The following is an 18,123-nucleotide window of genomic DNA, read 5'->3' as shown; positions in this document are numbered from 1 at the left end:
TTCCGCCCCGGTTCACTCCCTGCGGGCCAGGGGAATTTTGACCGGCGCAGGCAATTCCGTGTCCGGCAAGCTACCAGGACGGAGCCCCGCCGGACAGGATTGCCCTATGAAAATCCGCCTGCGCAGGGGCTCGGGCACGAAACTTGCGCAGGGGTGCGGATCTACCACCTCCGGAGAGTCCATGCCCGCCCCGACCGACGAATCCCGCCGGAGCCTGACGGTCCTGACCGTCAATACCCATAAAGGATTCACCAGTTTCAACCGGCGTTTCATGCTGCACGACCTGCGCGAGGCCTTACGCCTGGCCGCGCCCGATGTGGTGTTCTTGCAGGAAGTCCTGGGCGAACACCAGGTGCACGCCGAGCGGCACCAAGAGGCCTGGCCGGCATTGTCCCAGTACGAATTCCTGGCCGACACGCTGTGGTCGGACTACGCCTACGGCCGCAACGCCGTCTACCCGGCCGGCCACCATGGCAACGCGATCCTGTCGCGCTACCCCATCGAGCGCTACGAGAATCACGACGTCAGCGTGGACGGCCATGAAGGCCGCGGCCTGCTGCACTGCGTGCTGCGCGTGCCGGGCGACGCGCCGGTGCACGCCATCTGCGTACACCTGGGCCTGCTGGAAAAGCATCGCGGCCAGCAGATGAACCGCCTGTGCGAATTGGTGGCGCGCGACGTGCCCGACGGCGAACCGCTGTTGATCGCCGGTGACTTCAACGATTGGCGCGGCAAGGCGAACCGCCAGATGGCCGGCTGCGGCACGCAGGAAGTGTTCACCAGCCGCCTGGGCCGCCCGGCCCGCACCTTTCCCGCGCGTTGGCCGCTGCTGCGGCTTGACCGCATCTATGTTCGAAATGTGCGCGACTGGCGGCCGATGCCGCTGGCCTCGCGCGTGTGGTCGCGCCTGTCCGACCACGTACCCCTATCCGCGGAGATTGCGTTATGAGTGCCGGTGAACTGGGATGGCGGGAAGGCAACCGCTACACCTTGCTGGAAAACGGCGAGGCTTATTTTCCGGCCGCGTTCGAGGCCATCGACGCCGCCCAGCGCGAAGTCCTGGTCGAAACCTTCATCTTGTTTGAAGACAAGGTGGGGCGGCAATTGCAGCAGACCCTGATCGCGGCTGCCAAGCGCGGCGTCAGCGTGGACCTGCTGGTGGACGGCTATGGCTCCGATGTGCTGACGCCCGAATTTATCGGCGAAATGACCGAAGCCGGGGTACGCCTGCATATCTTCGACCCGCGCCCTCGCCTGCTGGGCATCCGCACCAACGTGTTCCGTCGCATGCACCGCAAGATCGTGGCGATCGATGGCGTGTGCGCGATGATCGGGGGCATTAACTTTTCGGCCGACCACCTGGCCGACTTCGGCCCCGAGGCCAAGCAGGACTATGCCGTGCGCATCGACGGGCCCCTGGCGGCGGACATTGCCGATTACGCCCGCTCGGCGCTGAACCGCAAGCGGCCCCGCCGCTGGCGCCGCGCGGCCGCGGCCTCGGTGCCCGAGGGCGACGGCGGCGGCCGCCTGGTCGTGCGCGACAACGACGGCCACACCACCGACATCGAACGCTACTACCGCGCCGGCCTGCGCGCCGCCAAGCGCGACGTGCTGATTGCCAACGCCTACTTCTTTCCCGGCTACCACCTGCTGCGCGACCTGACCAAGGCCGCGCGCCGTGGCGTGCGCGTGCGCCTGCTGCTGCAAGGCGAACCCGACATGCTGGTCGCGCGGCTGGCGGCGACCATGCTGTACGACTACCTGAAGAACGCGGGCGTTGAAATCTACGAATATTGCAAGCGCCCGCTGCACGGCAAGGTGGCCTGCGTGGACGACGACTGGTCCACCGTGGGCTCTAGCAACCTGGACCCGCTTAGCCTGGCCTTGAACCTGGAAGCCAACGTCGTGGTGCGCGACCGCTCGCTGAACGCCGCGCTGCGCGAAAGCCTGGACCGCCTGATCGCCCAGGACTGCAAGCCCGTGCCCAGCGGCCCCAAGTCCACCCGGGCGCTGCGCCGCTTCTGGGTGGGCGTGGTGGTGTTTCACTTCTTGCGGCGTTTTCCGGCGTGGGCGGGGTCGCTGCCGGCCCACAAGCCGCGCCTGCAAACCATCAAGCCGCCCACCCCCGACGAAGGTGAGACCGCATGAGGGTATATCGAACGACATTCATGCGCACCTTGCGCCACCGCTGGCCGCGCATCAAGAAAGTGCTGCCATGGCTGATCCTGGCGGTGGTCGCCGCGCTGCTGTTTTATTTCGGCCGGTCGGTGGACTGGCCGCAAGTGTGGCAGGCCATGCGCCGCATACCGCGCGACGCCATCCTGATGGCCAGCGGCCTGGTCGTGCTGGGCTATCTGAGCTACGCCGCGCTGGACCTGCTGGGCAAGCGCTACACCGGTCACAAACTAGGCTGGCCCACGGTGCTGGGCGTGGCCATGGTCAGCTACGCGCTGAACCTCAGCCTGGGCGTGCTGGTGGGCGGCCTGGGCGCGCGCCTGCGCCTGTACGCGCGGCTGGGCTGCCGCAAGGCGGTAGCCACGCGCGTGGCGGTGTTTTCGGCTGCATCGAACTGGATCGGGTATGCCTGGGTGGCCGGCGCGGTGTTCGTCAGCGGCGCCCTGCCGGTGCCGCAAGGGTGGGACGTGGGCAGCGGCGTGCTGCGCCTGCTGGGCGCCGTGATGCTGGTGGGCGCGGCCGCCTACGTGTGGGCATGCGCCCGCGCGCGGCGCCGGTCGGCCACGTGGATGGGCCAGCGCGTGACGCTGCCACGCGCGCGCATGGCGATCATGCAATGCGTGTTCGCCGGGCTGTCATGGATGTTCATGGGCGCCGTCGCCTATGTGCTGTTGCAGGGCAAGGCGCCCTACCCCGTCGTGCTGGGCATTCTGCTGTGCTCAAGCTTCGCCGCAGTGCTGACCCGGGTGCCGGGTGGGCTGGGCACCACCGAAGCCATCTTCGTGGCGGTGCTGGCGCCCGGGCTGCCGTATTCCGAAGTGCTGGGCGCGGCGCTGGCTTACCGCGCCTGCTACGCACTGGCGCCGATGTGCCTGGCGCTGGCCGCGTTTCCGCTGTTTGAGGCGCGCATCGCGTGGCGCAAGAAGCATGCGCCGGCCGGCCGGGAACAAGACTTGCTGCACCCCCGACCATGAAGAAAAATCCGCCCCTGATAGCGTCCGATCTGGTGGTGGCGTACCCGCGCCGCGCCACTGCGTCCGAACACGAGATAGCTTCACAAGAGGCCATGGCCGCCCGCCTGGCGGCCTTGCTGGGCAGGCGTTTCGACCCCCACTTCCGGCCCACCCGGCACCGCGATGAGCCACCTCCGTACTACGTGCCCGACCGCACCATCATCGGTGCGACACGCGCGGCGCGCCTGGGCATCACGCGCCCTGCCGACCTGTACGGCGGCGTGGCTCCGCATTCCTTCGTGGCGGGCAAGGCCATCACCCACGGCCTGGTCACCGCCCAGGCCCGTGCCCCCAAAGCCTGGGCGCACGAGCTGGGCGACGCTCTGCGCGACGTGGTGTTGAACGGCTACACCGCGTTCACGGTGGCCGATGCCGAAGCCGCGGGCTTGCAGCTGTTGCGCCAGGGGCCGCTACGCCTTAAACCCGTCGATGCCACGGCGGGGCGCGGCCAGGTGGTCGTGCGCAACGCCGACGAACTGCGCGCGGCGCTGGCCGAGCAAGAGCCGCTTGTCATGCGCCGGCTGGGGCTGGTGCTGGAAGAAGACCTGCAAGACGTGTCCACCTACAGCGTGGGTTGGGCGCGCGTGGGCAAGATGGAAATTTCGTACGTGGGCACGCAGTCGCTCACGCCCGACAACCAGGGCATACAGGTCTACGGCGGCTCGGTGCTGCGCGTGGCGCGCGGCGGGTTCGACGACCTGCGCGCGCTGGACCTGAACGAACACGAGCGCCAAGCCGTGGCCCTGGCCTGCCAGTACGACACCGCCGTGTCTACCGCCTACCCGCAATTGCTGGCGTCGCGTCGCAACTACGACGTGGCGTTTGGGCAAAGCGCGTCCGGGCAGCCACGCGCGGGCGTGCTGGAACAATCCTGGCGCGCGGGTGGCGCCAGCCTGGCCGAACTGGCGGCCATGCAGGCGTTTGCGTTGTCGCCGTCGCTGATGTCGGTGCGCGCCGCCACCCGCGAGCGTTATGGCGAACAAGAACCTCGCCCCATCCCGCAGCACCTGGTGTATCACGGCGTGGATTCGGCCGTGGGCCACATCAGCAAGTGGGCGGGCGTGCTGGAGGAGGAAGCCGATGGCGGCGCATAGTGATCCCATCGCCTTGTCGGTCGACGGGCAGCAACTGGACGGCACGTTTTTGACACCGGAAGACAAGGTGCCGGGCGTGTTGTTCATCCACGGTTGGGGCGGCAGCCAGCAGTTTGACCTGGCGCGCGCCAAGGGCATCGCCGCGCTGGGTTGCGTCTGCCTGACGTTCGACCTGCGCGGCCACGCCGCCACGCGTGAACAGCAGCTGCAAGTGACGCGCGAGGATAATCTGCGCGACGTCATGGCGGCTTACGACCGGCTGGCATCGCACCCGTCTCTGGATTCGGGGTCGGTGGCGGTGGTGGGCAGCAGCTATGGCGGCTATCTGGCGGCGCTGCTCAGCGGCCTGCGCCGCGTGCGCTGGCTGGCGCTGCACGTGCCGGCGCTGTATCGCGACGAAGAATGGCTGCTGCCGAAAAACCAGTTGAACCGGGAAACGCTGCGCGCCTATCGCAATAGCTATGTCGCGCCCGAATCGAACCGGGCGCTAAAGGCCTGCACCGAATTTGCCGGCGACGTGCTGATCGTCGAAGCCGAACACGACACTTTCATCCCGCACTCCACCATCATGAGTTACCGGTCGGCGTTCCGGCGCTCGCATTCGCTGACGCATCGCATCATTGACGGCGCCGACCACGCGCTGACGGAAAAATCCGCGCAACGTGCCTACACGGCAATCCTGGTGAACTGGGTTACTGAAATGGTCACCGGCGCGCGGATGGGAGATCCGCGGCCGGTGCCATGATGCACAAGGGCCGGGTCACAATGCCCGGCCAAGCGCCTTACCAGTAGATGTCCTGCTTGTAGTACGTGTGCAGATTGCGCGCCCACGTTTCGTCGGCCATGCTGGGCCAGTTGTCCTTGTCAAAGCCCGGGGCGTTCTTCAAGGTTTCTTCGTCGATGTCCAGCACGAAGCACTTGCGGTCGGTATCCAGCGTCAAGGCCGCCCAGGGAATGGCAAACAGCTTGTCGCCGATGCCCAGCACGCCACCGCGCGACAGCACCGCGTAAGCGACCCGACCACGCGGCACGTCAATCATGATGTCCTTGATGGACCCCAGATCTTCGCCGGCCGAGTTGTAGACGTCATTGCCTTCCAGCGTGCCGGCGGCCATGACTTCGGGGCCGGGGCCGCCAGGGCTGCTCTTGGGGCCGCCGACGATATTGGTTTGATGTTGTTCCATCTTCTATCTCCTTTGCGGGGCTTGCGCCCTGCGTACTGGTGGTAGGGACAGGCAACTCCGCAAGCGCCGTGCCTAGCTGCCCGGACACGGCGACGACATCCATTGCCCGATGCCCGATACGCGACACCGCGTTCAGCTGGCCCACCACTGCTTGATCGTGGCGCGCAGCGCGGCGGCGCCCGTGGCGGCGTCTTCCTTGCGCAGCGCCGTCATGTACGCCTTGAACTGCTTGGCCGAAATGTGCGGCGGCATCGGCGGCACCTCGGGGTCGGTCACCACCTCCAGCACCGTCGGGCGGCCGGCCGACAGCGCGCGGACCCAGGCGGGGCCGACTTCCTCGGGGTCCGTCACGCGTATGCCCTCCAGCCCCAGCATGCGCCCGTAATCCGCATAGGAAAAATGCGGCAGCCATTGCGAATCGCCAAAGCGCGGGTCGGCGCCCATGACGCGCTGTTCCCACGTCACCAGGTTCAGGTCGCCGTTGTTCAGCACCAGCACCACCAGCGTCGGGTCGGACCAGTCCTTCCAGCGGTGCGCGATGGTAATCAGTTCATTGATGCCCAGCATCTGCATCGCGCCGTCGCCCACCAGCGCCACCACCGGCCGGCCGGGGTGGGCCAGCTTGGCGGCCACCGCGTAAGGCACGCCGCAACCCATGCTGGCCAGCCCGCCCGACACCGAGCCCATCATGCCTTCGCGCAGGTGCACGTCACGGGCGTACCAGTTGGCCGCCGAGCCGGAATCGCAGGTGACGATGCAACGGGGCGGCAGCCGGCTGGACAGCTCCAGGAACGGGCGCTGCGGATTCACGCCCTTGGCTTGGACCATGGCGCGCGACACCACCGTTTCGCGCCACCGCGCCACCTTCTTTTCAATGCTCTTGGTCCACCGGTCAGACGTCTTGGGTTGCAGCTTGGGCAATAGCGCCTGCAAGGTCAGGCGCGCATCGCCCACCAGCCCCACTTCCACCGGATACCGCAGGCTGAGCTTGCGCCCGTCCAGGTCGATCTGCACCGCGCGCGCCTGCCCTTCCTTGGGCAGGAATTCGGCATAGGGAAACGACGTGCCCACCATCAACAGGGTGTCGCATTCGTTCATCATTTCCCAGCTGGGCTGCGTGCCCAGCAGGCCGATGGCGCCCGTTACGTACGGCAGCTCGTCCGGCACCACCGCCTTGCCCAGCAACGCCTTGGCCACGCCCGCGCCCAGCCGCTCGGCCACGGCGCGCACCTCGTCGCCCGCGTCCAGCGCGCCGGCGCCCACCAGCATCGCCACGCGTTCGCCGCTGTTCAGGATGGAAGCGGCGTTATCCAGCGCCGCCTCGGGCGCCACGGCGGCGTGCGCGGTCAGGCCAATGCCGGTATGCACGGTGCCGTGCTCGCGCGGCGGCGTTTCCACGGCTTCCAGGTCTTGCACATCATTGGGAAAGATCAGGCAGGTCACGCCGCGCCGCTCCATGGCGATACGCATGGCGCGGTCGATCATGTGCCGCGCCTGCACGGGCGAGGTCACCATGTGCACGAAGTCGTGCGCCACGTCCTTGTAAAGGCTGACCAGATCCACCTCTTGCTGGTAATCGCCACCCAGCGAACTGCGGGCTTGCTGGCCAACGATGGCCACCACCGGCTGGTGGTCCATCTTGGCGTCGTACAGGCCGTTAAGCAGGTGGATGGCGCCGGGGCCCGAGGTGGCCATGCACACCCCCACCTGCCCGGTGAACTTGGCATGGGCGCAGGCCATGAACGCGGCCCCTTCCTCGTGGCGCGCCTGGATGAATTCCAGTTCGCTGTTTCTTCCAAACGCGCCAATCAGGCCGTTAATCCCATCGCCGGGATATCCGAACACGCGCTGTACGCCCCATTCGCCCAGGCGGGCGAGGACAAAATCGGAAACGGTTTTCAAGTTGACGCTCCTTATGGTCGGTTCAGTCGGTTCTATTGCTTCAATCGGTTCAATCGGTTCAATCGGTTCAGCAAAAACCAGAACCTGCGCGCGCCGCAATCGCCATGCCTGGCTGGGCCGCTGGCTCCGTCCCCGACCGCCGTTCCCCGCGACTGTAAAGACGGCGTTTGTTGCGCCGCTCCCAAATTTACAAACGTCAGCAACAACGACTCGCACCCCAGGGTAAGCCCGCCTTTTCCCTATGCGGCCCACCCTTGGGCACGCCACTTGCGCATATGACGGCCTTACGGAACCGGGCCCACTTTTTCAGCGGCCCTCCGACTTTCCCCGGAGCAACAAGCATGGCGACGACAATTCTCATAGTGGCTGCCGAAGCATTCCCGCTCGCAAAGACGGGCGGCTTGGGCGATGCAATCACCGGCATGACGCGGGCGATGATCCAGCGAGGCATCCCCGCCACCGTCCTGCTGCCCGCCTACCGAGGCGCGGCCAAGCAGTTGGACGGCTTGCGCGAAGTGGCGCGGCTGGAAGACCTGCCGGGCGGCGACGCGCGCCTGCTGGCCGGCGTGTGCCCCACGTCCGAGCTGTCTTTCCTGCTGCTTGAGAACGATGCGCTGTACGACCGCGCCGGCCTGTATGTGGATGAGGACGGGCAGGAGCATCCCGACAACGGCCTGCGCTACGCCGCCTTGTCGCACGCCGCCGTGCGTATTGCGCGCGGCCTGCCGGGGCTGGCGCGCCCCGATGTGGTGCACGCGCACGATTGGCACGCAGCCTTGACACCGATGCTGATGCGCGAGGCCGGCATCCAGGACGTAAAAACCGTCTTGACCATCCACAACATGGCTTTCCAAGGCCAGTTCCCGCTAGAGGATGCCGCCGCCTATGGAATCCCGCCCGCCTACCGGGGCGAGCACGCCGCCGTTGCCTGGAACAAGCTGAACTTCATGAAGGCCGGCATCGCCCATGCGGACCGCGTCACCACCGTCAGCCACACCTACGCGCGTGAAATCCTGACGCCGGCATTCGGCTGCGGCCTGGACGGCCTGCTGCGTGAACGCGCGAGCGACCTGATCGCCATTCCGAACGGCATCGACACCGCCCTGTGGGACCCGTCGCGCGACCCGCATCTGGGCCCGTTGCGCTACACCGCGAGCGACCTGGCCAACAAGCGCCTGTGCAAGACGGTGCTGCAACGCGAATTCGGGCTGACGCCGGATGCGCAAGCCACGCTGGTCGTCATGGGCAGCCGCCTGACCGACCAGAAGATGGCCGACGTCGCGGCCGAAGCCTTGCCGCGCGCCCTGGACGCCCACCCCGAAATGCAGGTGGCCATCCTGGGTCAAGGCGACCGTCGCCTGGAAACCGCCTTGAAGGCGCTGGCCGACCGCTACCCCCAACGTTGCGCCACGCGCATTGGCTACAACGAAGCGGGCGCGCATCGCCTGCACGCCGGTGGCGACGTCCTGCTGCACGGCAGCCGTTTCGAACCCTTCGGCCTGACGCCGCTGTACGCCATGCGTTACGGCACCGTGCCGATCGGCTCGCGCGTGGGCGGCATGGCCGACACCATTGAAGACCCCGGCTCGGATTCGCCCTTGACGGCGATGGCGTTCGCCAACGGCCTGCTGTTCGACGGCGACCACCCCGACGCCATGGCCGCTGCGCTGGCGCGCGCGATGCACTTGCGCCAGCACCCGATGCTGTGGCGCGCCATGCAGCGCAATGCCATGAGCACCGACTTCAGCTGGCAGCGTGCCGTGGGTGCGTACGAAGAATTGCTGCAATCCCTGACCGGCCGCTCGCAGGTTCAAGAGCAAGCGGTTGCGGAACCCGCGCCGGCCCGGTCGGCCGACACTCGCCAACGGCGGACCCGGCAAGCCCGTGGCTCCATGCCGATGCCCATCTGATCACAAGGCGCACACGCATGGCCGCTGCCCCCAAGCCCGTCCCCTCCCCGCCCACCGCGTTGCGCATCTGCCACGCGCCACAGGGTTTGCCGGACGGCGCCCCGGCGGCAACGGCCGACGCCGCGCTGGATGCCCGGCTGGCCCGTATCCAGCGCGCCGGATTCAACGCCGTGTTGATTCCGCCGCCCTGGGTCCGGTCGGCCGATGCGCACACCTTGGCGCCCATTGACGCGGACGCCAGCCCGACCGGCGACGGCACCGAACCCATTACCGAACGGCTCGCCCGCCTGTCGCGCGCCACCGCCGCACAAGGGCTGACCTTGATGCTGCACGTGGTGCTGGACCGCGTGTCGGTGGACGCCACGCCCACCACCGCGCCGCCCGGCTGGTATCAGCCGCCGCCCGACGACCCGGCGCGCGACCCCCGCCTGCCTGTAAGCACGTGGGGCGTCATGGCCCTGGCCGGCGAGCCGCCGCCGGAGTTCGCGCAGGCCTGGTCGGCGCGGCTAGCGGGCTGGATGCAAGCCGGCGTGGCCGGCTTTGTATTCGAAGCCCCCCAGCGCCTGCCCGCCACCCGCTGGCGCGGCGTGCTGGACCCGCTGCGCCAACACGCCACCGCCCCGCATTGCCTGGCCTGGACGCCGGGGCTCACGGCGCATCAGGTGGACACGCTGCGCGACGCCGGTTTCGACGGCGTGTTTTCTTCCCTGCCGTGGTGGGATTACAAATCCGCCTGGCTGGCCGAAGAAGCCGCGCGTCTGCAACGCGTGGCCCCGGTGCTGGCCAGCACGACGCCGCTGCACGGCGACGCCCCGAACAAGCCGCATGCCGATGCGCGGCTGGCGTGGGCCGCCGCCTTTACCGCCAACGGGTGGATGGCGGCGGAAGCCGACATCGACGCGTCGCCCCAATTGCAGGACATCAACCAGTGGCTCAGCCTGCGTGACGCGCCTGCCGGCCCGCCGCGTGTGCTGGGCGGCCGCGACGGCCGCGCCACGCTGGTGCTGCGCGATGATCCCGACGGCGCCACGGCGGTGCTGGCATTGAACCCGAACGTAGCCGCCCCGGCGCGCATCGATTGGGACGCCGTGGCGTCCAGCCTGCCGCCTGGCGACATCCTGCCCCAACGCATGACCGACGCGCCCCTGCTGGCGGGTGACACCCTGCCCGCGGGCGGCTGCGCCCTGATGGCCGTGACGCCGATGCCGCCCGTGCGCGAAGCCTCGCGCCATCCCGGGCCGCGCACGGAGGGCGGCGCGGGCCTGCGCATCGCCATCGAAAGCGTATCGCCCGCCGTTGACGACGGCGCGCACCCCATCAAGTGCACGGTGCACGAACGCATCACCGTCCAGGCCGACTTGCTGATGGACGGCCACGACCGCATCGCGGGCGAAGTCCGCTGGCGCGCGGCCGATGAAGCCAACTGGCGGCGCACGCCGCTCAAGCTGCTGTCCAACGACCGCTGGCAAGCCAGCTTCCGACCGCGCCGCATCGGGCCGCACGAGTTTCAGGTGGCGGCGTGGTTCGACGTCTGGGAAACCTACCGCCATGACCTTGAGGTCAAGCACGCGGCCGGAGTGGACGTGCACCTGGAAGTGTCCGAAGGCGTCTTGCTGCTACGCGAAGCCGACAAGCGCGCCAGCCAGCACGCGTATCCGGCCAACAGCGTGGCTGTGGTGAAGGCCGCGTTGAAAGCCCTGCCCGGCGCCAAAGCCGACATCGCACCCACCGACGCGCACATTGCGCTGCTGCTGGGCGGCGAGCTGGCGCAGGCGATGCGGGAACTGGACGCGCGCCCGTTTGAAACCGTCACGCCCGACCCGTATCCCGTCTGGGTCGACCGCCCGCAAGCGTGCCACAGCGCCTGGTATGAATTGTTTCCTCGGTCGCAAGCCCGCGAGCCCGGCCGCCATGGCACGTTTGACGACGTCATCGCGCGCCTGCCCGACATTCAGGAAATGGGCTTTGACGTGCTGTACCTGCCGCCGATACACCCCATCGGCCTGCGTAATCGCAAGGGGCCGAACAACAGCCTGATCGCCGGGCCGGACGACGTGGGCAGCCCGTACGCCATCGGGTCGGCCGACGGCGGCCACGACGCCATCGAGCCCAAGCTGGGATCGCTGGATGATTTTCTGCGACTGGTCAGCGCCGCGCGCGAGCACGGCATGGAAATGGCGCTGGACTTTGCCATCCAGTGTTCGCCCGACCATCCCTGGCTGAAGTCGCATCCCGATTGGTTCTCGTGGCGCCCCGACGGTTCCATCCGCTACGCCGAGAACCCGCCCAAGAAGTACCAGGACATCGTCAACGTGTCGTTCTACGGCTCGCCGCCCCGCCGCGCGCGCAAGCTGGCGCTGTGGCGCGCGCTGCGCGACGTGGTGCTGTTCTGGGTGGACAAGGGCGTGCGGATTTTTCGCGTGGACAACCCGCACACCAAGCCGCTGCCCTTCTGGCAATGGCTGATTGCCGAGGTGCACGGGCAGCACCCCGATGTACTGTTCCTGTCTGAGGCCTTTACCCGGCCCAAGATGATGTATCGCCTGGCCAAGGTGGGCTTCACGCAGTCGTACACGTACTTCACGTGGCGCAACGAGCGGGCCGAGTTGCAGGCGTATCTGGAAGAAATCTCGAACCCGCCGCCGGCCGATTTTTTCCGCCCGCACTTTTTTGTGAACACGCCGGATATCAACCCGGTGTTCTTGCAGACGTCGGGGCGGCCGGGATTCTTGATCCGCGCCGCGCTGGCCGCCATGGGCTCGGGCCTGTGGGGCGTGTACAGCGGCTTCGAGCTGTGCGAGTCCGCGCCGGTGCCGGGCAAAGAGGAATATCTGGATTCCGAAAAGTACGAACTGCGCCCGCGCGACTGGCGCCAGCCCGGCAACATCCGCGCCGAGATTGCGCGGCTGAACCAGATCCGCCGCGCCAACCCGGCCCTGCAGACGCATCGCGGGCTGACCGCGCTGCGCAGTGGCAACGACCGCGTCCTGGCCTTTGTCAAAGCCACGCCGGGTCTGGGCAACGTGGTGCTTACCGTCATCAGCCTGGACCCCTTCCAACCGCAAACCGCATATCTGGAGGTGCCGTTCTGGTTGTTCGGCGACGCCAGGCCCGCTCACCTTGAAGTCGAAGACCTGTTGACGGACAGCCACGAGACCTGGCGCGACGCGACGCGCACCGTGACGCTGTCCCCCGACCAACCCTATCGCGTCTGGCGGCTGTCCCTGCATGGTTGACGCCCGGAGCCCACGATGATCAGTGAAACCAATCCCATCAAGGATGACGGCCTTTGGTACAAGGACGCCGTTATCTATCAGCTGCATGTGAAGTCGTTCTTCGACTCGAACGACGACGGGGTGGGAGACGTGCCCGGCCTGATCATGAAGTTGGATTACATCGCCAGCCTGGGCGTGAACACGATCTGGCTGCTGCCGTTCTACCCGTCGCCACGACGCGACGATGGCTACGACATCGCGGACTATCGCGGCGTGCATCCCGACTACGGCACGGTGGCCGACGTGCGCAAGCTGATCCGCGAAGCCCACGCCCGCGGGCTACGCGTCATTACCGAACTGGTGGTCAACCACACGTCGGACCAGCACCGCTGGTTTCAGCGGGCGCGCACCTCGCGCCCGGGATCGGCGGCGCGCAACTTCTACGTGTGGTCCGACAACGACAAGGCCTACGCCGGCACGCGCATCATCTTTTGCGACACGGAAAAGTCCAACTGGACGTGGGACCCCGAAGCTAATGCCTACTTCTGGCATCGCTTCTATTCCCATCAGCCCGACCTGAACTACGACAACCCGCAGGTGCTCAAGGAAGTGCTGTCCGTCATGCGCTATTGGCTGGACATGGGCGTGGACGGGCTGCGGCTGGACGCCGTGCCGTACCTGGTGGAACGCGAAGGCACCAACAACGAAAACCTGCCCGAAACGCATCAGGTGCTCAAGCAGATCCGCGCGGTGATCGACCAGGAATATCCGGGCCGGCTGTTGTTGGCCGAAGCGAACCAGTGGCCCGAGGATGCGCAGGAGTATTTCGGCGCGGGCGACGAATGCCATATGTCGTTCCACTTTCCGCTGATGCCGCGCATGTACATGGCCATCGCGCAGGAAGACCGCTTTCCCATTACCGACATCATCCGCCAGACGCCGGATATTCCGGACACCTGCCAGTGGGCTATTTTCCTGCGCAACCACGACGAGCTAACGCTGGAAATGGTGACCAGCCGCGAACGCGATTACCTGTGGAGCGTCTACGCCGCTGATCCGCGCGCGCGCATCAACCTGGGTATCCGCCGCCGTCTGGCACCCTTGCTGGAGCGCGACCGCCGCCGCGTCGAACTGATGAACAGCCTGCTCTTGTCCATGCCCGGCACGCCAGTGCTGTACTACGGCGACGAACTGGGCATGGGCGACAACGTGCATCTGGGTGACCGCGACGGCGTGCGCACGCCGATGCAGTGGTCGCCGGACCGCAACGGCGGGTTTTCGCGCGCTGACCCCGAGCGCCTGCCCCTGCCGGTATTGATGGGGCCGTTGTACGGCTACGAGGCGGTCAACGTCGAAGCCCAGCAACGCGACCCGCATTCGCTGCTGAACTGGACGCGCCGCATGTTGGCGCAGCGCCGCCAGACGCATGCGTTTGGCCGGGGCACGCTGCGCTTCATCCAGGCCGGCAATCGCAAGATCCTGGCTTACTTGCGGCAGTGGAACGACACCACCATCCTGTGCGTGGCCAACCTGTCGAACGCGGCGCAGCCGGTGGAGCTGCCCTTGCAGGAATTCAACGGCCGCGTGCCGGTGGAAATGCTGGGCGGCACGCCGTTTCCGGCCATCGGTGAACTGCCCTATCTGCTGACCTTGCCGCCCTACGGTTTTTACTGGATGGACCTGAGCATGGACGCCGCGCCGCCGGGATGGCATGCCAGCGGCCCCGCCCAGATGCCCGAGCTGACGACGCTGGTGTTGAAGTCGCGCGGTGGCGCCGCGCTGACGGACTCGTCGCGCAATGTGCTGGAAAACGAAGTGCTGCCCGAGTACCTGGCGCGCCAGCGCTGGTTCCCGGGGTCGAAGGCGCCGTCTCGCGCGCGCCTGGCCTACGCCACGCCCTTTGCCGCCAGCAGCGCGGCCATGGGCGGCGGCCGCAGCGCCGGTGGCGAGTTCTACTGGGCCGAAGTCGAACCCGAAGACGGCATAGACGACGGCCTGCGCGTGCAAGCCCCGTTCGTGTTGGTGTGGGACGAAACCGCGCAGGTGCAATACCCCATCGCGCGGGTGCGGCGCGGCCCGGAAGTGGGCACGCTGGCCGACGCCTTCCTGCAACCCGGCTTTGTGCTGGGCGTGATCGACGCGCTGCGCGCCAAGCAGGAACTGGACGGACGCGACGGCGGCAAGCCGGGCGACAAACCCGGCGTCATCCGCTACCTGCCTGAACCCGGCCTGGCCGACGTGGACTTTGGCACAGAACCCGAATTGCAGTGGATTCGGGCCGAACAATCGAATAGCTCGGTGATTGTGGGCAGCCAGGCCATCCTGAAGCTGATCCGCAATGTGAAGCCCGGCGTGTCGCCGGAAGTCGAGGTATCGCGCCATCTGACGCGCGCCGGCTACGCCAACATTCCCGCGCTGCTGGGCGAGGTGGTGCGTGTGGACGCCGAAGGGGTGCCGCACACGCTGGCGGTCATGCACGCCTTCGTCAGCAACGAAGGCGATGCGTGGACGTGGACCCTGGACTACCTGAAACGCACGCTGGGCGCGGCCCTGCTGGGCGGCAACAGCCCCGAGGAATTCGAGGCCAGCCTGGAAGGCTACACAGTGATGGCCGGCACCATCGGCCGCCGTCTGGCCGAGCTGCACAACGCGCTGGCGCAAGCCACGGACGACCCGGCCTTTCCGGTGCAGACGGCCACCGCCGAGGATGCCCAGGCGCACGCCACGCGCATCGCCGGGCAACTGGACCGCGCCGACGAGGACCTGCGCGCGGTGATGGACCGCCTGGAAGCGCCGTCGCACGCTTGCGCGCAGTGGCTGTTTGAACATCGCGACCGGCTGCGCAAGCAGGTGGACACGATGGCGCAGGCGTTGGTGGGCGCGCCGCTGATTCGCGTGCATGGCGACTTCCACCTGGGCCAGGTGCTGGTGGCGCAGACCGACGCCTACCTGATCGACTTCGAAGGGGAACCGATTCAGACGCTGGAGGCCCGGCGCAACATCACCACGCCGTACAAGGACGTGGCGGGCATGCTGCGCTCGTTCGATTACGCCGCCGCGTCGGTGGCGCGATCGGACCCGATGGGCGGTGCGCCCACCGACGCCAACGCGGGGGCCGCCGACTCGCCCGCCACGCCGGGCGTGCCGCAAGATCTGCGTGACACGCTGCTGGCGCGCTTTGGGTCGCGCGCGGTCGAGGCCTTCTTGCAGGGCTACCAGGAAGCGGCGTCCACGGCTATTGCGCTGCCGGGGGCGCAGGAAGACACCCTGCTCAAGCTGGCCCAACTGGAAAAAGCCGCTTACGAAGTTAGCTACGAAGCCGCGCACCGGCCGGACTGGATCTCTATCCCGCTGTGCGCCCTGACCGGACTGGCACGAGAACTCTTGCAAGATGCGGCGATCAGCGCCGAGGAAAAAACACGATGAGCCTTCCTGACAACGGTGGCTTGCCGCCGTCCTTCACCCCCGCCGGCCAGGTTGACGCGGCCACGCTGCAAGCCCTGGCCGGGGGCCAGCACGCCGACCCCTTCGCCGTGCTGGGACCGCATGACGGCGCCGTTCGCGCGCTGCTGCCCGGTGCCAACGCGGTGGCGGTGATCAGCGCGGATGGCACCCGGACGCCACTGCATGAACAAGCACACGGCCTGTACACCGGCGCCGCACCCGGCGCCCGCCCCGGCGACCCGGCCTCTTATCAATTGGCCATCCAATGGCCCGGCACGGAACAGGTGACGGCGGACCCGTATGCCTTCGGGCCGGTGTTGTCGGACGCGGACCTGGGCGCCTTGTCCAGCGGGGACTGGCGCGCGGCGCTGGACTTGCTGGGCGCGCGCCTGGTGGAAATGAACGGCGTGTCCGGGCTGCGTTGCGCGGTCTGGGCGCCCAATGCGCGCCGGGTCGCGGTGGTGGGCGACTTCAACAGCTGGGACAGCCGCCGCCACCCCATGCGCCTGCGCCACGCCGCCGGCGTGTGGGAATTGTTCATCCCCGGCGTATGCGCCGGCGATTGCTACAAGTTCGCCATCACCGATAGCGCGGGCGCCATCGTGTTCAAGGCCGACCCCATGGCACGGCGTGCGCAGGCCGCACCCGCCACCGCGTCGGTGGTCGACGACCCCACACCCCACGTCTGGACGGACGAAGACTGGATGCAATCGCGCGGCGCGCGCCAACAGCCCGACGCGCCCATTTCGATTTACGAAGTGCAGGCCGGCTCTTGGGTGGCCGCCGACAACGAGCGCTGCGTCTGGGACCAGCTGGCCGACAAGCTGCCGGCCTATGCGCACGCCATGGGCTTCACCCATGTGGAATTGATGCCCATCATGGAATATCCGTTCGGCGGGTCCTGGGGCTACCAGCCGCTGGGCATGTTTGCCCCGTCGGCGCGCTTTGGCCCGCCGGCGGCATTCGCCCGCTTCGTGGACCGCTGCCACGCCATGGGCGTGGGCGTGATCCTGGACTGGGTGCCCGCGCACTTTCCGAACGACGCGCATGGGCTGGCGCGCTTTGACGGCACGCCGTTGTATGAATACGCCGATCCGCGCGAAGGCTATCACCCCGACTGGAACACGCTGGTCTACAACCTGGGCCGCACCGAAGTCAAAGCGTTCATGATCGCCAGCGCGGTGCACTGGCTGCGCCAATTCCATATCGACGGCCTGCGCGTGGACGCGGTGGCCTCGATGCTTTATCGCGACTACAGCCGCAAGGCCGGCGAGTGGATTCCCAACGTGTATGGCGGCCGCGAGAACCTGGAAGCCGTGGCGTTCCTGCGCGACCTGAACAGCACCGTACGCCACGAAGCGCCGGACGCCATCGTGGTGGCCGAAGAATCCACCGCATGGCCGGGCGTGACGGCGCCGGTGTCCGAGGGCGGCCTGGGCTTTCACTACAAATGGAACATGGGGTGGATGCACGACACGCTGCGCTACATGGAGGAAGACCCCGTGTATCGCAAGTATCACCATCACGACATCACCTTCGGCATGGCCTACGCCTATTCCGAACGCTTCATCCTGCCGCTGTCGCATGACGAAGTGGTGCACGGCAAGGGCTCGCTGCTGAACAAGATGCCGGGCGACCATGGCACCAAGCTGGCGAACCTGCGCGCCTACCTGGGCTTCATGTGGGCGCATCCCGGCAAAAAACTGCTGTTCATGGGCGGCGAGCTGGCGCAGCCGGCCGAATGGAATCACGACGCCACCATCAACTGGAGCCTGCTGGACGACGCGGGCCACAAAGGCGTGCAGCGCCTGGTCGCGGACCTGAACCGCGTGTATCGCGATTCGCCCGCGCTGCACGAAATGGACGCCCAGCCCGAAGGCTTCGCGTGGCTGGTCATGGACGACGCCGACAACAGCGTGGCCGCGTTCCTGCGCCGCAGCGGCGCATCGACCATGCTGGCCATCTGCAATTTCACCCCCGTTACCCGCCACGGCTACCGCGTCGGCGTGCCGCTGGCGGGGCGCTGGGCCGAAACGCTGAACACCGACGCCGGTTGGTACGGCGGCTCGGGCCAAGGCAACCAGGGCGCGGCGCAGTCCGCCGACCAACCCGCTCACGGCCACGCGCAATCCTTGTCGCTGACGCTACCTCCTCTTGCCACCTTGTTCTTCACGCACGAAGGCTGA

The 18,123-nt window shown here is 67.5% G+C and carries 11 protein-coding genes; 9 read left to right on the top strand and 2 right to left on the bottom strand.

Annotated elements, in window-relative coordinates:
* Positions 1-181 precede the first annotated feature (181 nt).
* Genes AC6LJY_RS10085 through AC6LJY_RS10065 form a run of 5 tightly spaced genes read left to right on the top strand, consistent with a single transcriptional unit; the run spans position 182 to position 5,027 of the window.
* Complete coding sequence (locus AC6LJY_RS10085) at positions 182-949, top strand: endonuclease/exonuclease/phosphatase family protein (RefSeq protein ID WP_485858881.1); 768 nt, start codon at positions 182-184, stop codon at positions 947-949.
* The gene (clsB, locus tag AC6LJY_RS10080; RefSeq protein ID WP_104145455.1) at positions 946-2,148 is read left to right on the top strand and encodes a cardiolipin synthase ClsB; all 1,203 of its coding nucleotides are present in this window, start codon (positions 946-948) and stop codon (positions 2,146-2,148) included. Before AC6LJY_RS10085 ends, clsB begins: the two co-directional genes overlap by 4 nt.
* Positions 2,145-3,149 carry a lysylphosphatidylglycerol synthase domain-containing protein gene (locus tag AC6LJY_RS10075; RefSeq protein WP_104145454.1) on the top strand — a complete coding sequence of 335 codons (1,005 nt, stop codon included), beginning with the start codon at positions 2,145-2,147 and terminating at the stop codon, positions 3,147-3,149. The genes clsB and AC6LJY_RS10075 overlap by 4 nt, the downstream gene beginning before the upstream one ends.
* Positions 3,146-4,282, top strand: coding sequence for a DUF3182 family protein (locus AC6LJY_RS10070; protein WP_104145453.1), 1,137 nt, complete (start codon positions 3,146-3,148; stop codon positions 4,280-4,282). Before AC6LJY_RS10075 ends, AC6LJY_RS10070 begins: the two co-directional genes overlap by 4 nt.
* Entirely contained in the window at positions 4,269-5,027 is a 759-nt protein-coding gene (locus AC6LJY_RS10065) for an alpha/beta hydrolase family protein (protein ID WP_046805719.1), read from the top strand. The genes AC6LJY_RS10070 and AC6LJY_RS10065 overlap by 14 nt, the downstream gene beginning before the upstream one ends.
* A 37-nt stretch (positions 5,028-5,064) precedes the next feature.
* Here AC6LJY_RS10065 and AC6LJY_RS10060 read toward each other — a convergent pair whose 3' ends face one another.
* The gene (locus tag AC6LJY_RS10060) at positions 5,065-5,466 is read right to left on the bottom strand and encodes a PRC-barrel domain-containing protein (RefSeq protein WP_046805720.1); all 402 of its coding nucleotides are present in this window, start codon (positions 5,464-5,466) and stop codon (positions 5,065-5,067) included.
* A 132-nt stretch (positions 5,467-5,598) separates the two neighbouring features.
* Complete coding sequence (locus AC6LJY_RS10055) at positions 5,599-7,368, bottom strand: thiamine pyrophosphate-requiring protein (RefSeq protein WP_498135849.1); 1,770 nt, start codon at positions 7,366-7,368, stop codon at positions 5,599-5,601.
* Between the two features lie 341 nt (positions 7,369-7,709).
* Between AC6LJY_RS10055 and glgA the strand changes: the two genes are divergently transcribed.
* Genes glgA through glgB form a run of 4 tightly spaced genes read left to right on the top strand, consistent with a single transcriptional unit; the run spans position 7,710 to position 18,123 of the window.
* Entirely contained in the window at positions 7,710-9,278 is a 1,569-nt protein-coding gene (gene glgA, locus AC6LJY_RS10050) for a glycogen synthase GlgA (RefSeq protein WP_498135848.1), read from the top strand.
* A 17-nt stretch (positions 9,279-9,295) separates the two neighbouring features.
* Complete coding sequence (locus tag AC6LJY_RS10045) at positions 9,296-12,514, top strand: alpha-1,4-glucan--maltose-1-phosphate maltosyltransferase (RefSeq protein WP_498135847.1); 3,219 nt, start codon at positions 9,296-9,298, stop codon at positions 12,512-12,514.
* Between the two features lie 15 nt (positions 12,515-12,529).
* On the top strand, positions 12,530-15,919 hold the full coding sequence (gene treS, locus AC6LJY_RS10040) for a maltose alpha-D-glucosyltransferase (protein ID WP_498135846.1): 3,390 nt from the start codon (positions 12,530-12,532) through the stop codon (positions 15,917-15,919).
* Positions 15,916-18,123, top strand: coding sequence for a 1,4-alpha-glucan branching protein GlgB (gene glgB / locus AC6LJY_RS10035; protein ID WP_498135845.1), 2,208 nt, complete (start codon positions 15,916-15,918; stop codon positions 18,121-18,123). Before treS ends, glgB begins: the two co-directional genes overlap by 4 nt.

The sequence above is a fragment of the Achromobacter sp. RT286_PF genome (assembly GCF_059760425.1).
The sequence above is the reverse complement of the archived record's forward strand: the minus strand, read 5'-3'. Positions and strand labels throughout refer to the sequence as shown.